This is a genomic window from Streptomyces sp. NBC_01190 (assembly GCF_045039895.1).
GTDB lineage: Bacteria > Actinomycetota > Actinomycetes > Streptomycetales > Streptomycetaceae > Actinacidiphila.
In genome coordinates, this window is sequence record NZ_CP108580.1 from 326,694 (window position 1) to 348,692 (window position 21,999).

The window sequence follows — 21,999 nt, forward strand, 5'->3', positions numbered from 1 at the left end:
CCCGGATATCTCCGGGAGATGTACCGAAAGTTTCGAACTCCAACCGCGGCCTCACCTCACGCTTGCGTCGAGCGGGCACGATTTGGCGGCCGGACCGACCGACATGAGCTGCGAAAATTACCGCAAGCACCCCTGCATGAAGCGATCGAAGCTTTCGGTCGTCTTGCCGAAACTGTTGACAGTGCAGATAGCTGGTTCAACACTGTCGCCAGTTGAGAGAGCAGAGCATCTGTCGATCCGGGCCACCTCCGCGGCCGGGTCGACCGGCGGCCGGCCGCCCGGCCGCAGCGCACGACGCCGGCCCGCCGGCGCGCAGGTGGCGGCACAGCGGACGCTTCGCGGCGCCCCACGACAGCCTTCACAAGGAGGAAGCACGCTCATGACCCATCCCCCCACCCGGCCGATGAGCCGCACAGGCGGGCGCTTACGAGCGTTCAGCCGGCTCCGGCTGCTTCTCAGCGGTTTCTGCACCATCGCGTTGATCGGCGTGGCGGCCCTGATCCTCCCGGGCACCGCCCATGCCGATACGGTCGTCTCCTCGAACGGGACCGGTAACAACAACGGTTACTTCTACTCGTTCTGGAGCCAGAACAGCGGCCAGGCCTCGATGACCCTGGGATCCGGCGGCCAGTACAGCACCACGTTCAACAACGTGGCCAACTTCGTGGCGGGCAAGGGCTGGAGCAACGGCGGCCGGCAGACGGTCAACTACTCCGGCAGCTTCAACACCTCCGGCAACGCGTACCTGTCGCTCTACGGCTGGACGACGAACCCGCTGGTCGAGTACTACATCGTCGACAACTACGGCTCGTACCGGCCGACGGGCAGCTACAAGGGCACTGTCACCAGCGACGGCGGCACGTACGACATCTACGAGACCCAGCGCGTCAACGCCCCCTCGATCGAGGGCAACAGTTCGACTTTCAACCAGTACTGGAGCGTCCGGCAGTCGAGGCGGACCGGCGGCACCATCACCACCGGCAACCACTTTGACGCGTGGGCCAGCCACGGCATGAACCTGGGCAGCTACAACTACCAGATCCTCGCGACCGAGGGTTACCAGAGCAGCGGCAGCTCCAACATCACGATCGGTTCCGGCGGCGGCGGAACGGGCGGTACGACGACCGGCGGCGGAACAGGCGGTACGACGACCGGCGGCGGAACGGGCGGCGGATCCGGTGGTAGCTGCACGGCCAACGTGACGGCCGGCGACCAGTGGAGTGACCGTTACAACCTCAATGTCTCGGTCTCCGGCTCCAGTAGCTGGACGGTGACGGTGAACGTCCCCTCGCCCGAGAAGGTCATGGCGACCTGGAACATCAGCGCCAGCTACCCGACCGCCCAGCAGTTGGTCGCCAAATCCAACGGTAGCGGAAGCAACTGGGGGCTGACGATACAGAAGAACGGCTCGACGACCTGGCCGTCCTTCTCCTGCTCTCCGAGCTGATCCCCGGCACTCCCCCAACTGGATCCGCGCCACCGGCACAACGCCGACCGCGGAGGACAGGACCGCGCCCACCGTGCCCCCGGCACGGTGGGCGCGGCACGTCCACCGAGACCGGCCGCCGGGCCGAGTTGCGAGCGCCGCTCTTTACCACACATCCGCGGTTGACCAACTGGGGATTTTCCGCACCCCGGAAACCCGCCGACGTTCCACAGCCGCCGGTAGGCCTCCTTGCGCCCGCCCGGATTCCCGGCCGAAGCCGGCCGCGGGCCTCCCTTATCAAACACACGAAACACACGTCACGATAAACTCCCCCGTCCCATCCGCACCAGATCCGCGGGCCGCACTTTGCCGCCGCCATGGACCCCGCGTAAAGGGACCCATCGCCAAAAAAAACGACAACTCCGCTTGACCGGCCGCACGTTTGACAGCCCGGCAGCGCGAAGCAAGACTTTCTCCTGGTCGATAAACGGCTCACCGGTTCCGCGCTTTCGTCTTTGCAGACACAGTTCGCCAAACGCCAGAAGGCGCACAGGCCGCATTCCCTGCTGCCCTTGGACCGAACCAGGGAGAACCGGGGAACCGCTTTGTGGGCAGGGGCATACGTGCGCCTCAAACTGCCAGCGATCAATGGGGGTCATTACGTGTACGACGTTATCTGTGTGGGGTTCGGACCTGCGAACGTAGCCGTCGCCATAGCCTTTGAGGAGCTGTGGCCGAACGCGCGCGTCAAGTTCCTGGAGAAGGCGCCGGGCCCGTTCTGGCAGCGCACCATGCTGCTTGACGGATCCGACATCCAGAACAACCCGGTCCGAGATCTGGTGACACCGCGGAATCCGAGAAGCCGCTATACGTTCATCAACTACCTGCACGAGCAGGGCCGGCTCTTCAAACACCTCAACCTGCCCAGCCATTTCCCGCTCCGCAAGGAGTACGCCCGCTACATCCAGTGGGTCGCCGAGAACGTGTCGGTGGACGTCGACTACGACCGGGAAGTGACCCGGATCGCGCTGGTCGACAGTCCGGAACGCGTCGAGGGTGTCGGCGTCGAGCGGTCGGTCGAGGTCACCACCGCGGCCGGCGAGGTCTACCACGGTCGCTCCATCGTGGTGGCGCCCGGCCGTACCCCGAACATCCCGGCGGTCTTCGCGCCGGCGATGTCGCAGCGGGTGTTCCACACCTCGCAGTACCTGCCCGGCATCGCCGACCTGGACGCCGGCTACACCGGCACGCTCGCCGTGGTCGGCGCCAGTCAGAGCGCGGTCGAGGTGGTGCTCGACCTGGTCGGCCGGTTCCCCGCGGCGCGGATCGTGAACGTGATGTCGGGCTACGGCTACCGGCTCAAGGACACCAGCCCGTTCTCCGAGGAGGTCTACTTCCCGGAGTTCGTCGACTACTACTACCACGCGTCGGAGGAGGGCAAGCAGCGGCTGCGCTCGCAACTGCGTCCGACGAACTACTCCGCCGCCGACGCCGACGTCATCGACGCGCTCTACCTGCGGATGTACGAGGACGAGTTGGACGGCCGTCAGCGCGTGTCGCTGCGCACCAACCGGCTCATCACCGCGGCCCGGGCCGGCGCCGGGGGCGTCACCTTCGACCTGACCGAGCGCATCACCGGTGAGCGCGAGCGGCTGACCGCCGACCGCGCCGTCCTGGCCACCGGCTACCTCGATCTGGGGATCACCGGCCGCACCGAGCAGCTTCCGCCGCTGTTGTCGGATCTCAGCGAGGCGCTCGGGGTGACCGCGGACCGGCCGCTTTCGGTCGGTTACGACTACAGCGTGGTTCCCGACCCGGAGCTGCGGGGCGTACCGCCGATCTTCGTCAACGGGCTGTGCGAGTCGACCCACGGGCTCGGCGACGCGGGCTCGTTCAGCCTGCTGGCGCTGCGCTCGAAGGCGATCGTGGAGAGTCTGCGGGACCGTCTCGCGAAGACCGGGGACGACGACGCCGACCTGGTCGGTGCCGCGCGGCAGCCCGGCTTCGGAATCTGAGGGGGGACCGCCATGCAGACGCTCGGCACCATCGCACCCGAACCCGAGTCCGCGGCGGCGCCCGCTCCCGTACCGGTACCCGCCCCGGCGGCCGCCCCGGCCGATCTCACCGACCTGTCCGACTTATCCGTCCCCGGCCCCAACGGGCTGCTGCTGCTCGCCAGTCAGGCCGACACCGAGTCCAACGCCAGGACCTATCCGCGCCGCCTGCCGGTGGCGATCGCCGAGGCGGCCGGCTCGTACATCACCGATGTCGACGGCCGCCGCTACATCGACTTCCTCACCGGGGCGGGCGTGCTGGCCCTGGGCCACAACCACCCCGACCTGATCGCCGCGGTCAACGAGCAGTTGCCGAGGCTCACCCACGGGCTGGACTTCCCGACCCCGGTCCGCGAGGAGTTCAAGCGCCGCCAACTGGCCATGCTGCCGGAGCGCCTGCGCGACGACGTCAAGATCCACTTCTGCGGGCCGACCGGCTCCGACGGTGTGGAGGCGGCGATCAAGCTCTGCAAGAAGGCGACCGGCCGCGGCACCGTCGTGGCGTTCCAGGGCGCCTACCACGGCTCGACCCAGGGCGCGATGTCCCTGACCTCGGAACACCAGCCGAAGACCGGCCTGCACAATCTGCTGCCGGGGATCCACTTCGCCCCCTACTCGTACTGCCACCGCTGCCCGGTCAACCTCTCCCCCGCGAGTTGCTCGACCAACTGCGCCGAGGTGCTGGTCAACACGCTGACCGACACGCACGGAGGGGTGCAGTTGCCGGCCGCGGTGATCCTCGAACTGGTCCAGGGCGAGGGCGGGGCGATTCCGGCGCGGCCCGATTTCGTCCGGCGGATCGCGGAGGTGACCCGCGCACTGGACATCCCGCTGATCGTGGACGAGGTGCAGACCGGCTGCGGACGCACCGGCACCTGGTTCGCCTTCGAGCAGTACGGCATCACGCCCGATGTGGTCGTGGCGTCCAAGGGCCTGTCCGGGCTCGGCCTGCCGGTGTCGGTGATCATGTACCGCAAGCACCTGGACACCTGGGCGCCGGGCAGCCACATCGGCACCTTCCGCGGCAACAACCTCGCCTTCGCCAGCGCCAACGCCTACCTGGACGTGGTGGAGCGCGACGGTGTGCTGGCCAACGTGCGCGGCCAGGGCGAGTACCTGCTCACCGAACTGACCGCGATCCAGCGGAAGAGCCCGCTGGTGGACGATGTCCGCGGTCTCGGCCTGCTGATCGGCGTCGAGATGGCCGGCCACGGCGCGGTCGGCGCCACCGAGGTGGCCGCCCGGGTGCAGCGCGCCGCGCTCAAGGCGGGTCTGATCCTGGAACTCGGCGGTCGCGAGGACCGGGTGGTGCGGCTGCTGCCGCCGCTGAACGTCTCGCGGCGGACCGTGGACGACGCGCTGGTCGTCATCCGTGACGCGATCGCCGCGGTGGAGGCCGAACTGACCGGGGCGGTGGCGCTGTGACCCCGAGGCCGCGGTCGGTCGAAGCCGCCCCCGGCGCCCTGCCAAGGGTCGGCATCGTCAATCTGATGCCGCACGCCGAGCAGTACGAGAAGTGGCTGACGCCCCAGCTCGCCGCGGCCTGGCCCTTCGAGCCGCAGTGGCTGCGGATCTCCACCCGCCGCTACCACCTGGACGACCCGGAGCACATCGCCGCGAACTATCTCACCTACAAGGAGGCGACCGCGCAGGCACCGCTGGACGGCCTGATCGTCAGTGGCGCGGCGGTCGAGCACCTGCCGTTCGAGGAGGTCCGCTTCCTGGCCGAACTCGACGACATGGTGCAGGCGACCGCGGCGCAGGGCGCCCCGATCCTGGGTCTGTGCTGGGGCGCCCTCGGGGTGGGCCACCTGCTGTTCGGACTGCCGGCGCGGATCCATGCCACCAAGGTGTCCGGGATGTACCCGACCGAGCGGCTGGTGGACGACGGCCCGATCGCCGCCGCGGTGGACGACCGGTTCTGGACGACGCACAGCCGTTTCGCCGGCTTCGACGACGACGCGCTGGACGCCTCGGGGACGGTCCGCGCGGTGGCGCGCGCGGCCGGGCCGGCCGGCACGGTGATCGCCGAGTCCCGCGATCACCAGGTGGTCATGCACATCGGCCACCCCGAGTACACCGCCCACCGGCTGGTGGACGAGTACCGCCGCGACCGCGCGCGGGGCGTCGATGGTGTGCCGGCGCCGGCCCATGTGGATCTCGACCACCCGGTCAACCAGTGGCGCAGCCACAGCCTGGCGTTCTTCGCCAGTTGGATCCGGCTGGTGCACGACCGGGCGCCGGCCCGATGAACGGGCCGGGGACGCGTCGGCGATCGCGCCGGCCGCCGCCCTGGGGCGGGCGGAGTGCGACATCGACGTCCAGGTCCGGTCGTCGTTCACCACCGATCGCGGCACGTGGATCAGGTCGGCGACCGGGCCGTGATCACCTCCCGGATCCTCGACGCGCCGGCGGGCAGCGGGATCCGTCCGCTGCTGGTGACCAGCACGCCGAGCCGGGTCTCGTGCCACATCACCGCCGGTTCGGTCGAGGAGGCCGCGCGGGCGCCGCACGAGGCGTTCGACCTCCCCTTGGAGGCCCCGGAACCGGCGGCCTCGATTCCCGGTACAGCGAGCTGAGAGCAGGCAGGACGTGACGACGGTTCAGACGGGCCAGGACGCCAGGCGGGGCGGCGTCCTGGCCAACAGGGATTTCACCAAACTGTGGGGCGGGGAGACGGTCTCGCTGGTGGGTTCGCAGGTGACCGACATGGCCCTGCCGCTCACCGCGATCCTGACCCTGCACGCGACGGCTTTCGGGATCGGGCTGCTGAACATGGCCCGGTACGCGCCGTTCGTGCTCGTCTCGCTGTTCGCCGGGGTGTGGTTCGACCGGCGCCGGCGGCGGCCCACCCTCATCGTCAGCAATCTCGGCCGGGCGGTCCTCATCGGCCTGATCCCGCTGGCGCACGCGTTCGATCTGCTGTCGATGACGCTGCTCTACGCGGTCGGTTTCGCCGCGGGACTGCTCACCGTGCTCTTCGACATCGGGATCCTGTCCTATGTGCCCGGCCTGGTGGACAAGCGCCATCTCGCCGAGGCCAACAGCAAGATCACGGTCAGTTATTCGGTGGCCGGCATCGCCGGGCCCGGTCTGGCCGGGTTCCTGGTCGGGACGCTGTCCGCGCCGGTCGCGCTGACGGTGGACGCCGTGTCGTACCTGGTGTCGGCGACCGCGCTGTCACGCATCCGCAGGACCGAACCGGCGCCGGAACGGCCGGAGGTGCAGCCCTCGGTGTTCAGCTCGATCGCCGAGGGACTGCGGACCGTGATCGGTAGCCGCATCCTGCGGCACCTGGCCACCCAGTCCGCCACGTTCAACCTGTTCGAGAACGTGATGACCACCGTCTTCCTGGTCTACGCGGTCCGGGTGCTCGGCCTCAGTCCGACCCAGCTCGGTTTCGTGGTCGGCGCGGGTTCGGTGGGCGCGCTGCTGGGGGCGGTGCTGGCCGCCCGGATCGGCGACCGGCTCGGCTTCGGGCAGACGCTGCGGCTGTCCACGCTCATCGCGTGCGTGTCACCGCTGGCGCTGCTGGCGCCGCAGGGGGCGGACCCGCTGTCCCTGCTGGTGATCGGCGCCGCGCTGGCCGTGCACGGATTCAATCTGGCGATCTTCAACATCAACGCGCTGACGCTGCGTCAGACGGTCACGCCGACCCGGCTGCTCGGCCGGATGAACGCCAGTTACCGCCTGGTGCTGTTCGGGACGGTGCCGATCGGCGCGCTGCTCGGCGGCTCGCTGGCCGCGCTGTTCGGGCTGCGGGCGGCCCTGGTCGTCGGGGTGATCGGGATCGCGGCCCCGGTGGCCTGGCTGACGTTCTCCCCGGTCTTCCGGCTGCGCGAGATGCCGGACGGCCCGATCGAGCCCCCGCGCGAACCGGGGCGTGAACCCGGGCGTGAACCGGGTCTCGCGTCGGAGCCGGCGCCCGACTTCGAACCGGCGCTGTCGTCGGCGTCCTCAGCGTCCTCGGCGTCCTCGGCGTCCTCGGCGCTCTTGGCGGCATCCGAACCCGAACCCCAGACGAATGTGTCTGCGAACGATAGGAACGCGTAATTATGTTGTCCCATACCCAACGGGCGTTGCTGGCCGCCCAACTCCGCCGGCGGACCGCGAACACTCCGACGGCCGGGATTCCCCGGCGCCCGGCGGGGCTCGACGAGCTGCCGCTGTCCTTCGGCCAGGAACAGCTCTGGTTCATCGACCAGTTGGCCCCCGGGCTGCCGACGTACAACATCGCCGGCGCGGTCCGGATGGCCGGGCCGCTGGACCGCGCGGCGCTCGGCGCCGCGTTGGACGCGCTGGTGGTGCGGCACGAGGCGCTGCGGACCCGGCTGGTGACCATCGACAGCCGGCCCGGCCAGGTGGTCGACGCTGCGGCTCCGGTGCGGATCGCGAGCGTGGATCTGCGGGACGGACCGGACGAGACGCTTGAGGAGCGCTGGCGCGCTGCCGCGGTCGAGGAGGCGACCCGTCCGTTCGTGCTGGACCGCGGCCCGCTGCTGCGGGTGCTGCTGCTGCGGCTGGCCGAGGACACACACGTGCTGGTGGTCACCGTGCACCACACCGTCTTCGACGGCTGGTCCTTCCCGGTGCTGCTGGCCGAGCTGGCGGAGCTGTACGAGGCCGCCGCGGTCGGCCGGGATTCGACGCTGCCCGAACTCCCGGTGCAGTACGCCGACTTCGCGCTCTGGGAGCGGGGCAGGCTGCGGGGCGAGACGCTGGACGAGCTGGTCGCCTACTGGCGGGAGACGCTGTCGGGCGCTTCGGTGCTCCAACTGCCCACCGACCGGCCCCGCCCGCTGGTGCAGACCTACGACGGAGCCAATGAGGCGGCCGACTTCGGCGACACCCTGCTGGAGGCGCTCACCTCGCTCGGCCGCGCCGAGGGCGCGACGCTGTTCATGACGCTGATAGCCGCCTTCCATGTGCTGCTGCACCGCTACAGCGGTCAGGACGACATCGTCGTCGGCACCGTCAGCGCCAACCGGGGACGGCCCGAACTGGAGAACCTGATCGGCTACTTGATCAACACCCTGCCGATCCGGGTGGACCTGTCCGGCGACCCGGCCTTCCCCGAGGTGCTGGAGCGGGTACGGACCGCCACCGTCGGCGCGTACGCCCACCAGGACCTGCCGTTCGCCAAGATCGTCGAGGCCGCGCGGGCGCCGCGCGACCCCAGCCGCTCGCCGCTCTTCCAGGTCGGCTTCATGCTCGCCGACAACCAGCAGCGTGATCTGCCCGCCGCCGAACTGACCTGGTCGTCGGAGGAGTTGACGGGCGAGGCGGCCAAGTTCGACCTGCTGGTCTCGGCCGTCGAGACGGCCGGCCGGCTGGACGTCGCCATCACCTACGCGAGGGCGCTGTTCGACGCGGCGACCGTCCGCCGGCTGCTCGGCCACTTCCGGGTGCTGCTCGAAGGGATCGTGGCCGCTCCCGACACTCCCCTGTCCCGGCTGCCGATCCTGACCGAGGCGGAGCTGCGGCAGGAGATCGTCGAGTGGAACGACACCCGGGTGGAGTTCCCCGACGGGAATCTGCACCAGAGGTTCGAGGCGCGGGTCGCCGCCCACCCGGACGCGATCGCGGTGGAGTTGGACGGCGCCACGGTGACGTACGCCGAACTCAACGCGCAGGCCAACCGGATCGCCCGGCGGCTGCGCGAACTCGGGGTCGGCCCCGAGGTGCTGGTCGGGATCAGCACCCAGCGATCGCCCCGGCGGCTGGCCGGCCTGCTGGGCATCTTGAAGGCCGGCGGTGGCTATGTGCCGCTCGACCCGGACTACCCGGCCGACCGGCTGTCCTTCATGGTCGAGGACGCGCGGGTGCCGGTGGTCGTCACCGATGACGCCAGCGAGGCCGCGGTGCCGACCGGTTCGGTGGCGGTGCTGTCCCTGGACCGGGACTGGGCCGAGCTGTCCGCGCTGGACGGCTCGGACCTCGCCGCGGCGGCCGCCCCTTTCAACGTCGCGTACGTCATCTACACCTCGGGCTCGACCGGTCGGCCGAAGGGCGTGGTGGTCGAGCACCGCCAGGCCGTCAACTTCGCCACCGCCGAGATCGAGCACTGGCCGCTGGGCCCTGGCGACCGGGTGCTCCAGTTCGCCTCGCTGAACTTCGACGTGTCGGTGCTGGACATGTTCGGGGCGCTGCTGTCCGGCGCGACCCTGGTGCTCGGCGCCCCCGAGACGCTGCTGTCGCCGCCCCGGCTCGCCGAGCTGATCCGCGGCGAGGGCATCACCTTCATGTGCCTGCCGCCCGCGGTGCTCAACCTGCTCGCCGACGAGGAGTTCCCCAGTCTGCGGGTGGTCATCGCCGGCGGCGAGGCGTTCTCCTCCGAACTGGTCCGTAGCTGGGCCCGGCCCGGTATGCGCTTCATCAACGGCTACGGCCCCACCGAGACGACCGTCGGCTCCACCATGGCCGAGTGCCACGACAACGGCATCGACCCGCCGCCGATCGGGCTGCCGCTGACCAACTACACCGCCTACGTGCTGGACAAGCACCTCAACCCGGTGCCGGTCGGCGTCGCGGGCGAACTGCACATCGGCGGCGCGGGAGTCACCCGCGGCTACCTCAACCGGCCCGAGCTGACCGCGGAGCGCTTCGTGACCGACCCGTTCAGCGAGTTACCGGAAGCGAGGATGTACAAGACCGGCGACCTGGCGCGCCGGCTGCCCGACGGGAATCTCCAGTTCCTCGGCCGCTTCGACGACCAGGTGAAGATCCGCGGCCTGCGGGTCGAACTGGGCGAGATCGAGGCGGTGCTCGCCTCCCACCCGTCGGTGGCGCAGGCGGCCATCCTGGTCGTGGAGGACCGCGCGGGCCAGAAGAACCTGGTCGGCTACGCCCGGAGCGCCCCGGACGCCCCGGCCGTCACGCAGGCGGAGCTGCGGGTGCATCTGGCCGAGTCGCTGCCCGCCTTCATGGTCCCCACCCACCTGCTGATCCTGGAGAGGTTCCCGCTCAACGCCAACGGCAAGGTCGACCGCTCGGCGCTGCCGTCACCCGACAGCGTCGACCCCGGGGCCGACTACGTCCCGCCGCGGACGCTGGTGGAGACGGTGCTGGTCGACATGTACGCCAGCGTGCTGAACCTGGAGCGGGTCGGCATCGAGAACAACTTCTTCGACCTCGGCGGCAACTCCTTGCAGGCCATGCAGCTCATCACCCGGCTGCGCAAGGACCTGGCCGTCGACACCGACGTCACCGCGATCTTCCTGGCGCCCACCCCGGCCCAGCTCACCTCGGCGCTGACCAAGAAGTACGGGCTCGATGACACCGGCCTGGACGAGATCGACCTGGACGAGCTGGCGCAGCTCTCCGAGGAGGAGGCCGCGGCGCTGCTGGCGTCGGTGGAGACCGCCGGCGGGTCGCCGTCCGCCGCGGCCGGCGACTCCGGGCCGCTGGTGGCGCTGACCGACGGCCCCGGTGCGGAGCCGCTGTACCTGGTCCACGCGGTCGGCGGCACCGTCTTCCCGTATGTCGGCCTCGCCCAGGAGTTGGCCGACCGCTATCAGGTGTACGGCGTCGAGGCCGCCGGGGTGCGCCCCGGCGGCGTGCCCGCCGCGGACCTGGACGCCATGGTGACCAGCTACACCGACGCCATCCGCGCCGCGCAGCCCACCGGACCGTACCGGCTGGCGGGCTGGTCGATGGGCGGCCTGGTGGCGCTGGAGATCGCCCGCAGGTTCGAGGCGTCCGGCGAGGAGGTGGCGCTGGTCGGGCTGCTCGACACCCCGATCGAGCCGGCCGACGTCTCGGACGCCTCGCAGCAGGACATGGCGGCGCAGTTCGTGCTCGACGCGGCGCGGGTGCTGGGTCCGGACGCGGGCGATCCGCCGGACCGGCGGACCGCCACGGTGGCCGAGCAGTTGCGGTGGCTGGGCGACAAGCTCACCGCCGGCTCCGGCGATCCGGACGAGGTCCGCCGGGACATCGAGGCCCGCTTCGAGGTGTTCCGGGCCCACTTGACGCTGATCGGCGGCCACCGGCCGGTGGCTCCGAAGGCGCCGACCGTGGTGGTCGGCGCGGACGGCTCGCCGGACCTGTCCGCGCGCTGGCAGGCCGTCCTGGGCGCCGGCACGCGCACCCTGCGGGTGCCCGGTGACCACTACTCGTTCCTCCGCGCGCCGGGCGTGCGCGCGGCAGCGGAGGCGATCCGGTAGCGCGGGCCCTCCGACGGCGACGACGACGGAGACAGCGCCGACGGCGGCGGTCCCGGGAGGCGCGGGACCGCCGTCGTACGGAGCCCGGCGGCCCCGGGCGCGTGCCCTCAGAGCGCGACGATGCCTTCCCCGGCCACCGCGTCGGGCACGGTGACCGAAGCGATCTTCGCCAGCGACCCGTCGGGGTTGACGCGGAACCCGTCGACGCCGCCGGCCCCACCGGTCTGGGCGTAGAGGAACTTCCCGTCGGAGGTGACGGCCGCGTCGACCGTTCCCGCGGCCGTCGAGGTGGTGCCGAGCGCCCGCAGTGAGCCGTCGGCGCCGGCCCGCAGGCCGGAGAGCGTGCCGCTGCCCGCGTTGGAGGCGTAGAGCGTGGCACCGTCACGGACCACCCAGCAGGTCGCCGCCTGACCGGTCGCCACCTCGCTCACCTTGGCCAGCCGCCCGTCGCGGCCGACCGTGAAGGTGGCCACGGCGTTCGGTCCGGCCTCGGTGACGACCAGACGGCCCGCGGCGTCGAAGGTGAAGCCGAACGGCACGGCGTCCGGGGTGGCGGTCACCACCGGCTTCGCCGACAGGCCGAGCAGGCCCACGGAGAAGACGTCGATCGTATTGCCGCCCGCCTTCGTGGTGACCACCAGCTTGGACCCGTCCGGGGTGAACCCGACCTGTCCGGGGGTGTGGGTGAACTGGGGCGCCGCGTCCGGGTCCAGGCCGAGGTCCCGGTGCCAGGACGGCACCTTCACCAGGAACCCGCCGACGTTCAGATACCCCTGCACCGAGCCGCCGCCCAGCGCGTTCAGCACGTACACCTGGTCACCGTGCACGGCCACGCTCACCGGGAAATCGCCACCGGAGGCGATCACTTGGCGCCGTGCCAGCCGGTCGCCCCGGACGGAGAAGACGGTGACCGTGTCGCTGCCGGCGTTCACCGCGTACAGCAGGCTGTGTGCCCGGTCGTAGGTCAGCGAGCCCTCGGAGGCGAGGCTGTCCACCACCGCCCCGTCGAGTTTGCCGCCACGACCACCGGTCGCGTACACACCCTGCTGGGTCAGCGTCCCGTCCGCCGCGCCGCTGTACGCGACGATCGTGTTGCCCGCGACCCCGTCCGTCTGCACGAACACCGGGGCGCCGGAGTTCCCGGTGTGCGCCGACGCGGGACCGGCGAAGACCGCCAGTGACGCGGCGGCGGCGATCGCGGCGCCCGCGATCCGTACGGCGTTGTGCTTCGTTCCCATGATCTCTTACCTCATCCGCGAGCGGCGGCCGGCTCCGGCCGCCTGCACCCGACGCGAAGCCGGTCGGCTCCGTCACAAGGTGGGCGCCCGCACGCGGGACTTCCTTACCGGCGTCCCCAGGCCCGAAAGGGTCCGGTAAGAACTCGCCGACCGCCGCCGCTCCCCCGGGCCCGCCGCCTCGGCGCCGGCGGGTCCGACGGCGCCAGGATCCGAAAGGCTACTTCACCGCCAGTACGTCCAACTGCCGCATCTCCGGCGGCCGCGCCAGCAGGGTCTCCGCGACCTCGGCGAGCGCCGAGGCGATCGGACCGGCCAGATGGGCCTGTCGGCCCTCCTGCGACGCGAAGGTGTCGAAGATACCGAACCGGCCGTCGTCGGTCCGGAACGCGTACCACGTCACCGTCGCCTCCTCCCCGACCGCCAGTTCCCGCCCCTGCTCCAGAAAAGCGGCCAACTCCGCCTCCTTGCCCGGCCGCGCCTCCAGCAGTACCAGCAGCCCGTACTTGACAGTCATCAGCATGTCCTCTCGCTCAGCCGCACGGCGGCACTCTCGTCCAGGCGGCAAAGCATCGCCCGGTAGCCAGTGGTGAGCGTCGGCGCAGCACCCGGTCTTACCAAGTCCCCTCCAGCGCCACATCCGATGCACCCGGTCGGCCGAACGAGCATCGCTCGGTCCGCCGCCGGGCGGCGGAACCGGACCAAGGAAGGCGGCGGGCTCCGCTGATGAACGCTCCCGGGCCGGCGCGGTCCGGCGCCACACCGGCCCGCTCGGCCCCGCGAGCCGGTCCGCGCCGGTCGGTACTCTTCTTCGCGTTCGCGTTCGCGGTGATCGCCGATCCCGTCTCGTCCGTCGCCTACGCGATCGAGGCGGCGCTGCGGGCGCTGCACGGGGACCTCGCGCTGCTGCTGCCGACGATGGCCGTGGTGGTCGGGCTGGTCCTGCTGGTGACCGCGAACTACTGGCAACTGGTGCGCCGCTTTCCCAAAGGCGGTGGCGCCGCCGCCGCGGCGGGCCGGGCGTTCGGGCCCGGCTGGACGTTCCTGCCGATCGGCGCCCTGGTCGTGGACTTCGTGCTGACCATCGGCGTGTCCATCTCCGCGGCGAGCAGTGCCGCCATCGCCCTGGCCGGCGGCCTGGGTCCGCTGCGGATCCCGCTGGCCCTGGTGCTCGTGGTGGCGGTCGCGGGGCTGACCTGGTTCGGGCACGGCGGCCGGCTGCTGTTCGCCGGGATGACCTCGGTCTTCGTCCTGGCGGCGCTCGCCGTCCTCGGGGTCGGCTTCTCCTCCCCGCACGGCGGCGGCCACGCACCGGCGTCCACCGACCCCGGCCACTCCGGCACGCTCGCGGTCGTGCTCGCCTTCCCCGTGGCGATGGCGCTGGCCACCGGCATCGAGGCGCCGTCCACCGCGATCGCCCAGCTCGGCCAGCTCGACGACACCAGCCGGCGGCGCTTCGGCCGCGGCACGCTCGCCCTGCTGCTGGTGATCGTCGGCGGCCTCACGCTGGCGCTCACCGTCCTGTCCGTACAACTGCACGTCGGGCTGCCCCGCGCCGACTCGACCCAGATCGCCGACATCGCCCACGCGGCGGCGGGACCCGGCTGGCTGTACGGGACGTTCCAGGTGACCAGCGGCCTGCTGCTGCTCGCCGCCGCCAGCTCGTCCTTCCAGGCCGGACCCGGCCTGATGAAGGCCCTGGCCGGCACCCGCGCCCGGCCCGGTGTGCTGCCGCCCGTGCTGGGCCGGGTCAACCGGCACCACACCCCGTACTGGTCGGTGGTCCTCTATCTCGTCGCCGCGGCCGCCGTCATCCTGGCCGGCGGCGGGCACGAGCAGCGCCTCGTCCTCTTCTACGCGGTCGCCGTCTTCGTCAGCTTCCTCATCGGCCTGCTCGCCATGACGCGCTTCGCCCACGCCGAACGGAAACCCGCCCTGACGGTCAGCAACGCGGTCGCCGCCCTCGCGGTGGCGTTCACCCTGCTGGTCAACCTCCTGCGCGGCTGGCCCATCCTCTCCCTGGCCGCAACACTGCTCATCGCGGGCGCCCTCCACCTGCGGTGGACCCGGGCCGGACGCCCCAGCGGCATCGAGGACCTCGAATCCCGAGCCGAGGCCGAGCGGGGAGGCTGACGGCGGGCCGCCGGGGGGCCGGGCCGCCGGGGGGCCGGGCCGCCGGGTCGCCGACCAGCTCGGTCGGCTGCCGGCCGAGCCCGCCCCCGGTGCCCGGCCGTCCGGTGGCCGGCGCCGAGCACCTGGGGCGGCGCGGGAGGGTCACATCGTCGGGTAGCTCTGGTCCGCCTCGATGTCGAAGGGGAGGAACAGGTCCTGCCGGAGCCCGGCCGGGACGGTCCCGGCGGCGAGCGTCGACACCTGGGCGGCGCTCAACGCGGTGTGGAACAACCGGATGTCGTCCAGGGAGCCGGTGAGCCCCTGGGTTCCGTCGGGCTCCGAGCCGAACCGCAGTCCGTCGGCGGCGAAGTTGTCGGTCATGGTGAGCGCGCCGGGTGCCAGCGTCGTCGAGCCGACCTGGACGGCGTCCACGTACAGCAGCAGCGAGGTGCCCTGCCGGACCAGTGCCAGGTCGTGCCAGTGGCCGTCGCCGAAGGCCACGGACGCCGATGTGTCGGCGCCGGTGATACGTGCCTGCCCGGTGTCGGTCGCCATCGCGCCGGACAGGCCGTCGGCCGTCGGCGACAGGCGCAGCCAGAGCTGGCGCGCGTTGGGGCCGTTGCCGTATCCCCAGAAGAGCACCTGGTCGGGGCTTCCCGTCGTGGCGGTGTAGCGGAACGACGTCGAGAGGGTGAAGTCGGACTGGTCGGCCGGCACCGCGAGCGAGGCGTTGCGCGGGATGAGCAGCCCGCCGTTGCCGGTCAGGTTCAGCGATCCCGTACCGTCCGACGGGTCGGCGGCGACGGTCGCGCCGCCCAGCAGGAAGGCGTGGTTGCAGCGGCCCGAGACATCGGGGGTCGCCAGGGAGTTCTGCGCGGCCGGCCGGACGTCCTTCGCCTCGTACGCGAACTTGGTGTCGAAGCTGTAGCGCACCGCCAGGCCGGAGTTGGGCCCCAGGCCGCCGTTGTCGTGCACGGTGGCCAGCGCGGCGGAGGACAGCGCGGTCGGGTAGAGCCGGAACTCGTCCACCGCGCCGTTCAGTACCTTCCCGCCGTCGACGCGCGCGCCGATCCGCAGGCCGCTGGTCGGCTGGGTGGGGTGCGGGGTCACTGAGCCGGCCAGACCGGTGGCGATCCCGCTGGACGGCGGCGTCGCGTTGTCGACCATGAGCGTCACCTGGCCGCCGGAGCGGATGAGGACCATCTGGTGCCAGGTGTTCGCGCCGCTGAACGCGTGGCCGTCGGGGTCGGGGACGTTCACCTGGACGAGGCCCGCGTCGGTCTCGACCGTGGCCAGCAGCCTGTTGGCGCTCGGCTGCGCCTCCACCCACAGTTGAGGTGTGCCGCTGTTCATACCGTACGCCCAGATCAGGGCCTGGTCGGTGTTGTTGGCGGTGGGTGTGTAGGAGAACCAGAGCGACGCGGTGAAGTCCCCGGCGCCGAGTCGCAGCGCCGGGGTCATCGGCGCCTCGACTCCGGGGTGGTCGTCGTCGAAGACGAGCGCCTGTCCGCTGTGGTCCCTGGTCGTGGACGTCCCGCGGCCGCCGAGCATCCAGGCGTCGGTGCAGTTGCCGGACTCGTCGTAGACGCCGTCGACCTCGGTACGGGTCGGCAGGGTCGCGCCGTCGACCACCTGGAAGGGCAGCCGGGCGGTGAGCGCGCTGTCGGCGGCGCCGCCCAGCGGGTCGGCGGACGTGGCCCTGGTTCCCAGCTGGGTGACCTGGGCCGGGGTCAACGCGGTCCGGTAGAGCCGGAATTCGTCGATGTCGCCGGTGAAGGGCTGGCTGGCGCCCGTGTCGTTCTCGGCGCCGATCCTGATGCCCAGCGGGCCGAGGTTCGGTCCGACCGTGACCGTTCCGGACAGACCGGTCGCGGTGCCCGGCACGGTGTTGTCGACGCCGATACTGATCGTGCCGCCGGTCCGGGTGAGGGTCGCGTGGTGCCAGTCGCCGTCACTGTAGGCGGCGCCGTCGGGGTCGGGGGCGGAGGCGGCGAAGACGGTGCTCGGGGTGGCGCCGTCGGTGGCGGTCGCGGCGGCGAACAGGTCGTTGCTGCCGGGCCGCAGCCGCAGCCACACCTGTGGTTTGTCGGCGCCGACCCCGTAGGCCCAGAAGAGCACCTGGTCGGTGCTGCCGGCCGGGGCCTGGTGGCGGAACCACAGCGAGAAGGTGAAGTCGCCGTCGGCGGGCCGGACCGACCTGCTGTACGGCACGTCCGCGTAGCCGCCGCCGGTCAGCGACAGCGACCGGTCGAGGGTGCTCGACAGGTTCCCGGAGCCGAGGGTGGCGCCGCCGGTCAGATAGGCGTCGTTGGCCTCGCCGGACGTGTCGGGGCTGGTGGGGTGGGCGGCGGGCGGCTGCTGCACGGTGTTCGTGGTGCGCTCGGTGAGTGCGCAGGGGTTGTTGAGCGCCGTCTCGTCGATGTGCGCGAAGCGGATCTCGTCCGAGGTGTTGTCGGTGCCGCCCTCGTAGAGGAGGCCGATCTCGTTGCTCAGCAGCAGCGCGAGGTCGGAGTAGCCGGCCCGTCCCCCGCTGACCAGCAGCGGGTTGCCGCTCCAGGTCGCGGTGGATCCGGTGCCGCACCTGGACCAGATGCTCATGTTGGTACGGCCGGTCCCCGCCGGGGCGGCCAGCAGGAGTTGCTCCTTGCCGTCGGCCGCTTTGGCGTGCAGGCGCAGCAGCGAGCCCTCGACGTCGCCGAACGAGGGGATTCCGGCGCTCGTGAACGCGGGGACGGTGGGCGTGGCGGTGCCGGCGGGGGTGATGCCGAGGGCGCCGGTCCGGGTGGCGGGGGTGGTGTTCCGCGCGATGAGCTGGACGTTGCCGCCGTCCGCCTCCGCGACCGCGATCTCGGTCGGGCCACCGGTGGAGGTGCTCCCGGTCGTCGAATCGACGGCGGTGGCGACCTTCCAGGTGCCCGAGCCGTCGGCCGCCGGGTCGAGGTAGAGGTAGCCGCCGTAGACGTCGGAGCCCGCGATCTGGTTGGCGGTGACGATCAGCCGCCCGGCGTGCGCGCCCTCGGTGAGCTGGATGCCGTGCCCGGGCCCGGTGGTGAAGAAGTCGCTGCCGATGCCGGTGCCGCGCAGCGTGACGGGGAGTTTCTCCGGCTGGCTCCAGGTCTTCCCGTCGTCGGTGCTGTACTGGCTCCACGGCACCCGCGGCGTTGAGGCGTCGACCGCGTCGGAGGTGGACAGCAGGTAGATCCGGCCGCTGGCCAGGTCGACCACCGGCGACATGCTGCCCCGGGTCACCGGGGAGCCGTTCACGACGCCGGGCGGCACCGGGTTGCCGCCGTAGGAGTCCGGCGCGACCGTCCCGGCCGGTATCACCTGGATCGGTCCCCAGGTACGCCCGTCGTTGGTGGACCGGCGTACGACCAGGTCGTTGTCGCCGCGGTCCGGGCAGGAGGCGCCCTTACGGCCCTCGGCGAAGGCGAGCAGCGATCCGGCCCGGGTCCTGACCAGGGACGGGATACGGAAGCAGCCGTATCCCGAGGTGCCGGACCGGAAGAGGGCGAGCTGCCCGGCGACTCCGGAGGGAACGTCGTCGGCCGGTGGGACGCCGCTGGCGGCGGCCTGTCCGGCGCCCAGCAGTCCGGTGATGATCATCAGTGCGGCGACAAGTGCGTTGGACCAGCGCTTCATTGAGGTGACCGCGTCTCGTAGGCGGCCCGGCGTGCTGCCGACCCGCGCCAGTGGAGGGCTAGATGACCCTACATATATATGAACTCCAAAGAGATGACGACCGGTTATCGCTCTCCCGCCACCCGCGCTCGGGCGAGCTCGGGGTGGGGTTGACGGCTGAGGCTAAAGGCATTAGCTTTAAAGCTATAAGCATTAGCCGATGAGGAGGCAGTCATGACGGAGTTCCTGCGGACGGACGACGGGCAGCTCGCGTACGAGGTGACGGGGCAGGCGGGGCCGGGCCCGCTGGTCGTCCTCGCACACGGGATGGGCGACAACCGGGCGGCGTACCGGGAGCTGGCCGGGCGGCTCGCGGCGCAGGGGTATCGGGTCGCCGCCATGGACCAGCGCGGGCACGGTGAGTCGAGCACCGGCTGGCCGTCGTACACCCGCACCGATGCGGCGGCCGACCTCCTCGCGCTGGTCAGACACCTGGACCACGGGCCGGCCATCCTCGTCGGGCACTCCTTCGCCGGTGGCGCCGCCACGATCGCGGCGGCCGAGGCGCCCGAACTGGTCACCGCGGTGGTGGAGATCGCACCCTTCACCCGGGCGCAGAAAGTGGCTCCGGGGGCGTTGTTCACCAACGCCCGCTACCGCAAGGGCATGCTGCTGCTGACGGGCGCCGGCGTGTTCCGCGGCGTCGGGCTGTGGAAGCGCTACCTCGACCACGCCCATCCCGGAGTGAAGCCGGCCGGCTTCACCGAGCACCTCGCCGCGCTCGACACCGACCTGCGCCGACCCGACCGGATGGCCGTGTTGAGCCGGATGGCGATGTCGGCGCCGACGGACGCGGGCGCCCGGCTCGGCGACGTCACCTGCCCGGTGCTGGTCATCGAGGGCACCCTCGACCCCGACTGGGCCGATCCGCGCGCCGAGGGCGAGGCCATCGTGGCGGCGCTGCCCGCGGGGCTCGGCCGGCTGGAGCTGGTCGAGGGGGCGGGGCACTACCCGCACAGCCAGTTCCCCGACCAGGTCGCCGCCCTCATCCTGGACTTCCTCACGGCCGGCGCGCGTGCCTAGGGCGGCGCTGTCCGCGGCCGCGGTCACCGACATCGCCCTGCGGGTCGTCGACGAACTGGGCCCGGCGGCCCTGACCCTGTCGGCGGTGGCCGGGCGGGCCGGGGTCGCCACACCGTCGCTCTACAAGCACGTACGCGGCCTCACCGACCTGCGCACGCTGGTGTCGACCCGGGTCCTGAACGAACTCGCCGACCGGACCGAGCAGGCCGTGCTCGGGCTCGCGGCGGACGAGGCGATCCACGCGTTCATGACGGCCTGGCGCGGTTACGTGCTTGACCATCCGCACCGCTACGGAGCGCTCGTCCAGGCCCCGGAGCCCGGCACCGCCGACGCCGGCGGGCGGCTGCTCGGCATCCTGCTCAAATCGTTGCGCGCCTACGGCATGACGGACTCGGCGGCGATCCACGCCGCCCGCTGTCTGCGCTCGGCCGCGCACGGCTTCACGGTCCTGGAGTCCGAGGGAGGCTTCGGGCTGCCGGAGAAGCTCGACGAGAGCTACGACCTGCTGATCCGCATGATGGTCGGCGGGCTCCGCATGCCGACCGGGTAGGACCGCCGGCCGGCCGGCGGACGGGCGGGGCGCGGGCCGGGCGGGCGGGGGCCGGGCGGGGCGGGGGCCGGGCGGGGCGGGGCGGGGGAAAATGTGCGCGGGCGGAGCCTTTCCCGGTGTGTGAGGTTGACTTCAAGCGCTTGAAGTATCGGAGGCTTCCTTCATGGCACCGGCGACCGGCGAGCAGGCAGTGGATCTGACCATCCAGGAGATGGCCAGGCGATCGGGTTTCAGCGAACCCACCCTGCGCTACTACGAGAAGATCGGTTTGCTGGGAGCGGTGGGCCGGGACGAGTCCAGCGGTCATCGCCGGTACGAGCCGGCGACCGTGGCCCGCGTCGACGCGCTGTCCTGCCTGCGTTCGGCGGGGATGACGGTCGGCGGAATGCGCCGCTATCTGGAACTGCTCGCCCAAGGTGAGGCCGCGGCGGCCGACCAGCGTGATCTGTTCGCCGGCCAGGCGGAAAAGCTGGCCGCCGACATCGAGCGGCTTCACCTGCGCCTGACATATCTGCGCGGAAAAGCGGACCTGTTCGACGCGCGCGTCCGCGGTGACACCACCGCGGAACACCGCGCGGTCGAAGAGATCACCCGCGCGGTGGAACACTTCGCCCACTGAAGGACTGAGCACGATGACTACCGAAGATCTCACCCCCTCCACCCCTTCCACCCCTTCCACCCCTTCCACCCCCGGCAACGGAACGGTACTGGTCACGGGCGGTACCGGCTTCGTCGGCGGCCATTCGGTCGCCCGGCTGCTGCGTGCGGGCCATCGGACCCGCGTGACGCTCCGGGAGCCGGGACAGGAGGCGTACGTCCTGGCGGCGCTCCGTGATGCCGAGGTCGATCCGGCGGACCGGCTGGAATGCGTGGTCGCCGACCTCGGCGCCGATCACGGCTGGGCGGCGGCCATGGACGGCGTCGGTCACGTACTGCACCACGCGTCGCCGTTCCCGATCACCCCGCCGGAAACCGCGGAGGAGCTGATCCTTCCCGCCCGCGACGGTACGTTGCGGGTCCTCGCGGCAGCCAGAGCGGCCGGAGTCTCCCGGGTCGTGATGACCTCCTCCTTCGCCGCGGTCGGATACACGCCGAAGCCCGGCAACCACTTCTCGGAGACGGACTGGACCGACCCGGACACCGAGGGCCTGCCCGCCTACCACACGTCGAAGGTCTTGGCCGAGCGCGCCGCCTGGGACTATGTCCGCGCCCACGGAGACATCGAACTGACGGTGATCGTCCCCACCGGAATCTTCGGCCCCCAACTGGGCGACCGGATCTCCGGCTCGGCCGAACTGGTGCGGGACATGCTGACCGGAAAGATGCCCGCGGTGCCGGTGATGCACTTCGGCGTGGTCGACGTGCGGGACGTGGTCGACCTGCATCTGCGGGCCATGCTGGATCCGAAGGCGGCGGGCGAGCGTTTCATCGCCGTCAGCGGATCGTCGACCAGTTTCTTCGGCATGGCGCGGATCCTGCGCGAGCACTTCCCCGCCGCGGCCGACCTGCTGCCTTCCACCGAGCTGACCGTGGAGCAGGTGGTCGAGGCCGCGAAGACCGAGCCGGCCCTGCGGCAGGCCGCGACCCTGCGGGGGCGGATCCCGGTCATCAGCAATGAGAAGGCCCGGTCGGTGCTCGGCTGGGAGCCCCGCGACGCCCGCGAGACGATCGTGGCGACCGCCGACAGCCTGTTCCGGCACGGCGTCACCCTCCCCGAGACCACCGGCGACCGGTCGTGACCCCGGCCACCCCG

General features: G+C 71.5%; 15 protein-coding genes. 12 read left to right on the plus strand and 3 right to left on the minus strand.

What is annotated here, in order from left to right:
• The first annotated feature begins 379 nt into the window (after positions 1 to 379).
• The 7 genes from OG519_RS01425 to OG519_RS01455 all read left to right on the plus strand — a co-directional run bounded on the left by OG519_RS01425 (position 380) and on the right by OG519_RS01455 (position 11,645).
• A complete protein-coding gene (locus tag OG519_RS01425) occupies positions 380 to 1,447 on the plus strand; it encodes a glycoside hydrolase family 11 protein (RefSeq protein ID WP_405577597.1) in 1,068 nt (355 codons plus the stop codon).
• 641 nt (positions 1,448 to 2,088) lie between these two features.
• Positions 2,089 to 3,441 (plus strand): lysine N(6)-hydroxylase/L-ornithine N(5)-oxygenase family protein, encoded by a 1,353-nt coding sequence (locus OG519_RS01430; RefSeq protein WP_405577599.1) that lies wholly within the window; start codon positions 2,089 to 2,091, stop codon positions 3,439 to 3,441.
• Positions 3,442 to 3,453: 12 nt separating this feature from the next.
• The gene (locus tag OG519_RS01435; protein ID WP_405577601.1) at positions 3,454 to 4,905 is read left to right on the plus strand and encodes a diaminobutyrate--2-oxoglutarate transaminase family protein; all 1,452 of its coding nucleotides are present in this window, start codon (positions 3,454 to 3,456) and stop codon (positions 4,903 to 4,905) included.
• Positions 4,902 to 5,732: a homoserine O-succinyltransferase gene (locus OG519_RS01440; protein ID WP_405577603.1), complete on the plus strand. Its 831-nt coding sequence runs from the start codon at positions 4,902 to 4,904 to the stop codon at positions 5,730 to 5,732. The genes OG519_RS01435 and OG519_RS01440 overlap by 4 nt, the downstream gene beginning before the upstream one ends.
• Before the next feature lie 105 nt (positions 5,733 to 5,837).
• A complete protein-coding gene (locus tag OG519_RS01445; protein ID WP_405577605.1) occupies positions 5,838 to 6,059 on the plus strand; it encodes a hypothetical protein in 222 nt (73 codons plus the stop codon).
• Positions 6,060 to 6,072: 13 nt separating this feature from the next.
• Positions 6,073 to 7,533 carry an MFS transporter gene (locus OG519_RS01450; protein WP_405577607.1) on the plus strand — a complete coding sequence of 487 codons (1,461 nt, stop codon included), beginning with the start codon at positions 6,073 to 6,075 and terminating at the stop codon, positions 7,531 to 7,533.
• Positions 7,534 to 7,535: 2 nt separating this feature from the next.
• A complete protein-coding gene (locus OG519_RS01455; RefSeq protein WP_405577609.1) occupies positions 7,536 to 11,645 on the plus strand; it encodes a non-ribosomal peptide synthetase in 4,110 nt (1,369 codons plus the stop codon).
• 107 nt (positions 11,646 to 11,752) lie between these two features.
• Here OG519_RS01455 and OG519_RS01460 read toward each other — a convergent pair whose 3' ends face one another.
• Entirely contained in the window at positions 11,753 to 12,883 is a 1,131-nt protein-coding gene (locus OG519_RS01460) for a lactonase family protein (protein WP_405577611.1), read from the minus strand.
• A 217-nt stretch (positions 12,884 to 13,100) separates the two neighbouring features.
• Positions 13,101 to 13,397 carry a putative quinol monooxygenase gene (locus tag OG519_RS01465; RefSeq protein WP_405577613.1) on the minus strand — a complete coding sequence of 99 codons (297 nt, stop codon included), beginning with the start codon at positions 13,395 to 13,397 and terminating at the stop codon, positions 13,101 to 13,103.
• Between the two features lie 209 nt (positions 13,398 to 13,606).
• Here OG519_RS01465 and OG519_RS01470 point away from each other — a divergent pair, with 209 nt between their 5' ends.
• The gene (locus OG519_RS01470) at positions 13,607 to 15,013 is read left to right on the plus strand and encodes an amino acid permease (RefSeq protein ID WP_405577615.1); all 1,407 of its coding nucleotides are present in this window, start codon (positions 13,607 to 13,609) and stop codon (positions 15,011 to 15,013) included.
• Between the two features lie 141 nt (positions 15,014 to 15,154).
• Here the strand turns inward: OG519_RS01470 and OG519_RS01475 are convergent, their stop codons facing one another.
• Positions 15,155 to 18,634: a LamG-like jellyroll fold domain-containing protein gene (locus tag OG519_RS01475; RefSeq protein ID WP_405577617.1), complete on the minus strand. Its 3,480-nt coding sequence runs from the start codon at positions 18,632 to 18,634 to the stop codon at positions 15,155 to 15,157.
• Between the two features lie 213 nt (positions 18,635 to 18,847).
• Here OG519_RS01475 and OG519_RS01480 point away from each other — a divergent pair, with 213 nt between their 5' ends.
• The 4 genes from OG519_RS01480 (at position 18,848) to OG519_RS01495 (ending at position 21,985) form a co-directional block, all read left to right on the plus strand.
• On the plus strand, positions 18,848 to 19,696 hold the full coding sequence (locus OG519_RS01480; protein WP_405577619.1) for an alpha/beta fold hydrolase: 849 nt from the start codon (positions 18,848 to 18,850) through the stop codon (positions 19,694 to 19,696).
• Complete coding sequence (locus OG519_RS01485; RefSeq protein ID WP_405577621.1) at positions 19,689 to 20,246, plus strand: TetR/AcrR family transcriptional regulator; 558 nt, start codon at positions 19,689 to 19,691, stop codon at positions 20,244 to 20,246. Before OG519_RS01480 ends, OG519_RS01485 begins: the two co-directional genes overlap by 8 nt.
• Before the next feature lie 163 nt (positions 20,247 to 20,409).
• A complete protein-coding gene (locus OG519_RS01490) occupies positions 20,410 to 20,865 on the plus strand; it encodes a MerR family transcriptional regulator (RefSeq protein WP_405577623.1) in 456 nt (151 codons plus the stop codon).
• Between the two features lie 13 nt (positions 20,866 to 20,878).
• Positions 20,879 to 21,985 (plus strand): NAD-dependent epimerase/dehydratase family protein, encoded by a 1,107-nt coding sequence (locus OG519_RS01495; protein WP_405577625.1) that lies wholly within the window; start codon positions 20,879 to 20,881, stop codon positions 21,983 to 21,985.
• Positions 21,986 to 21,999: the final 14 nt, after the last annotated feature.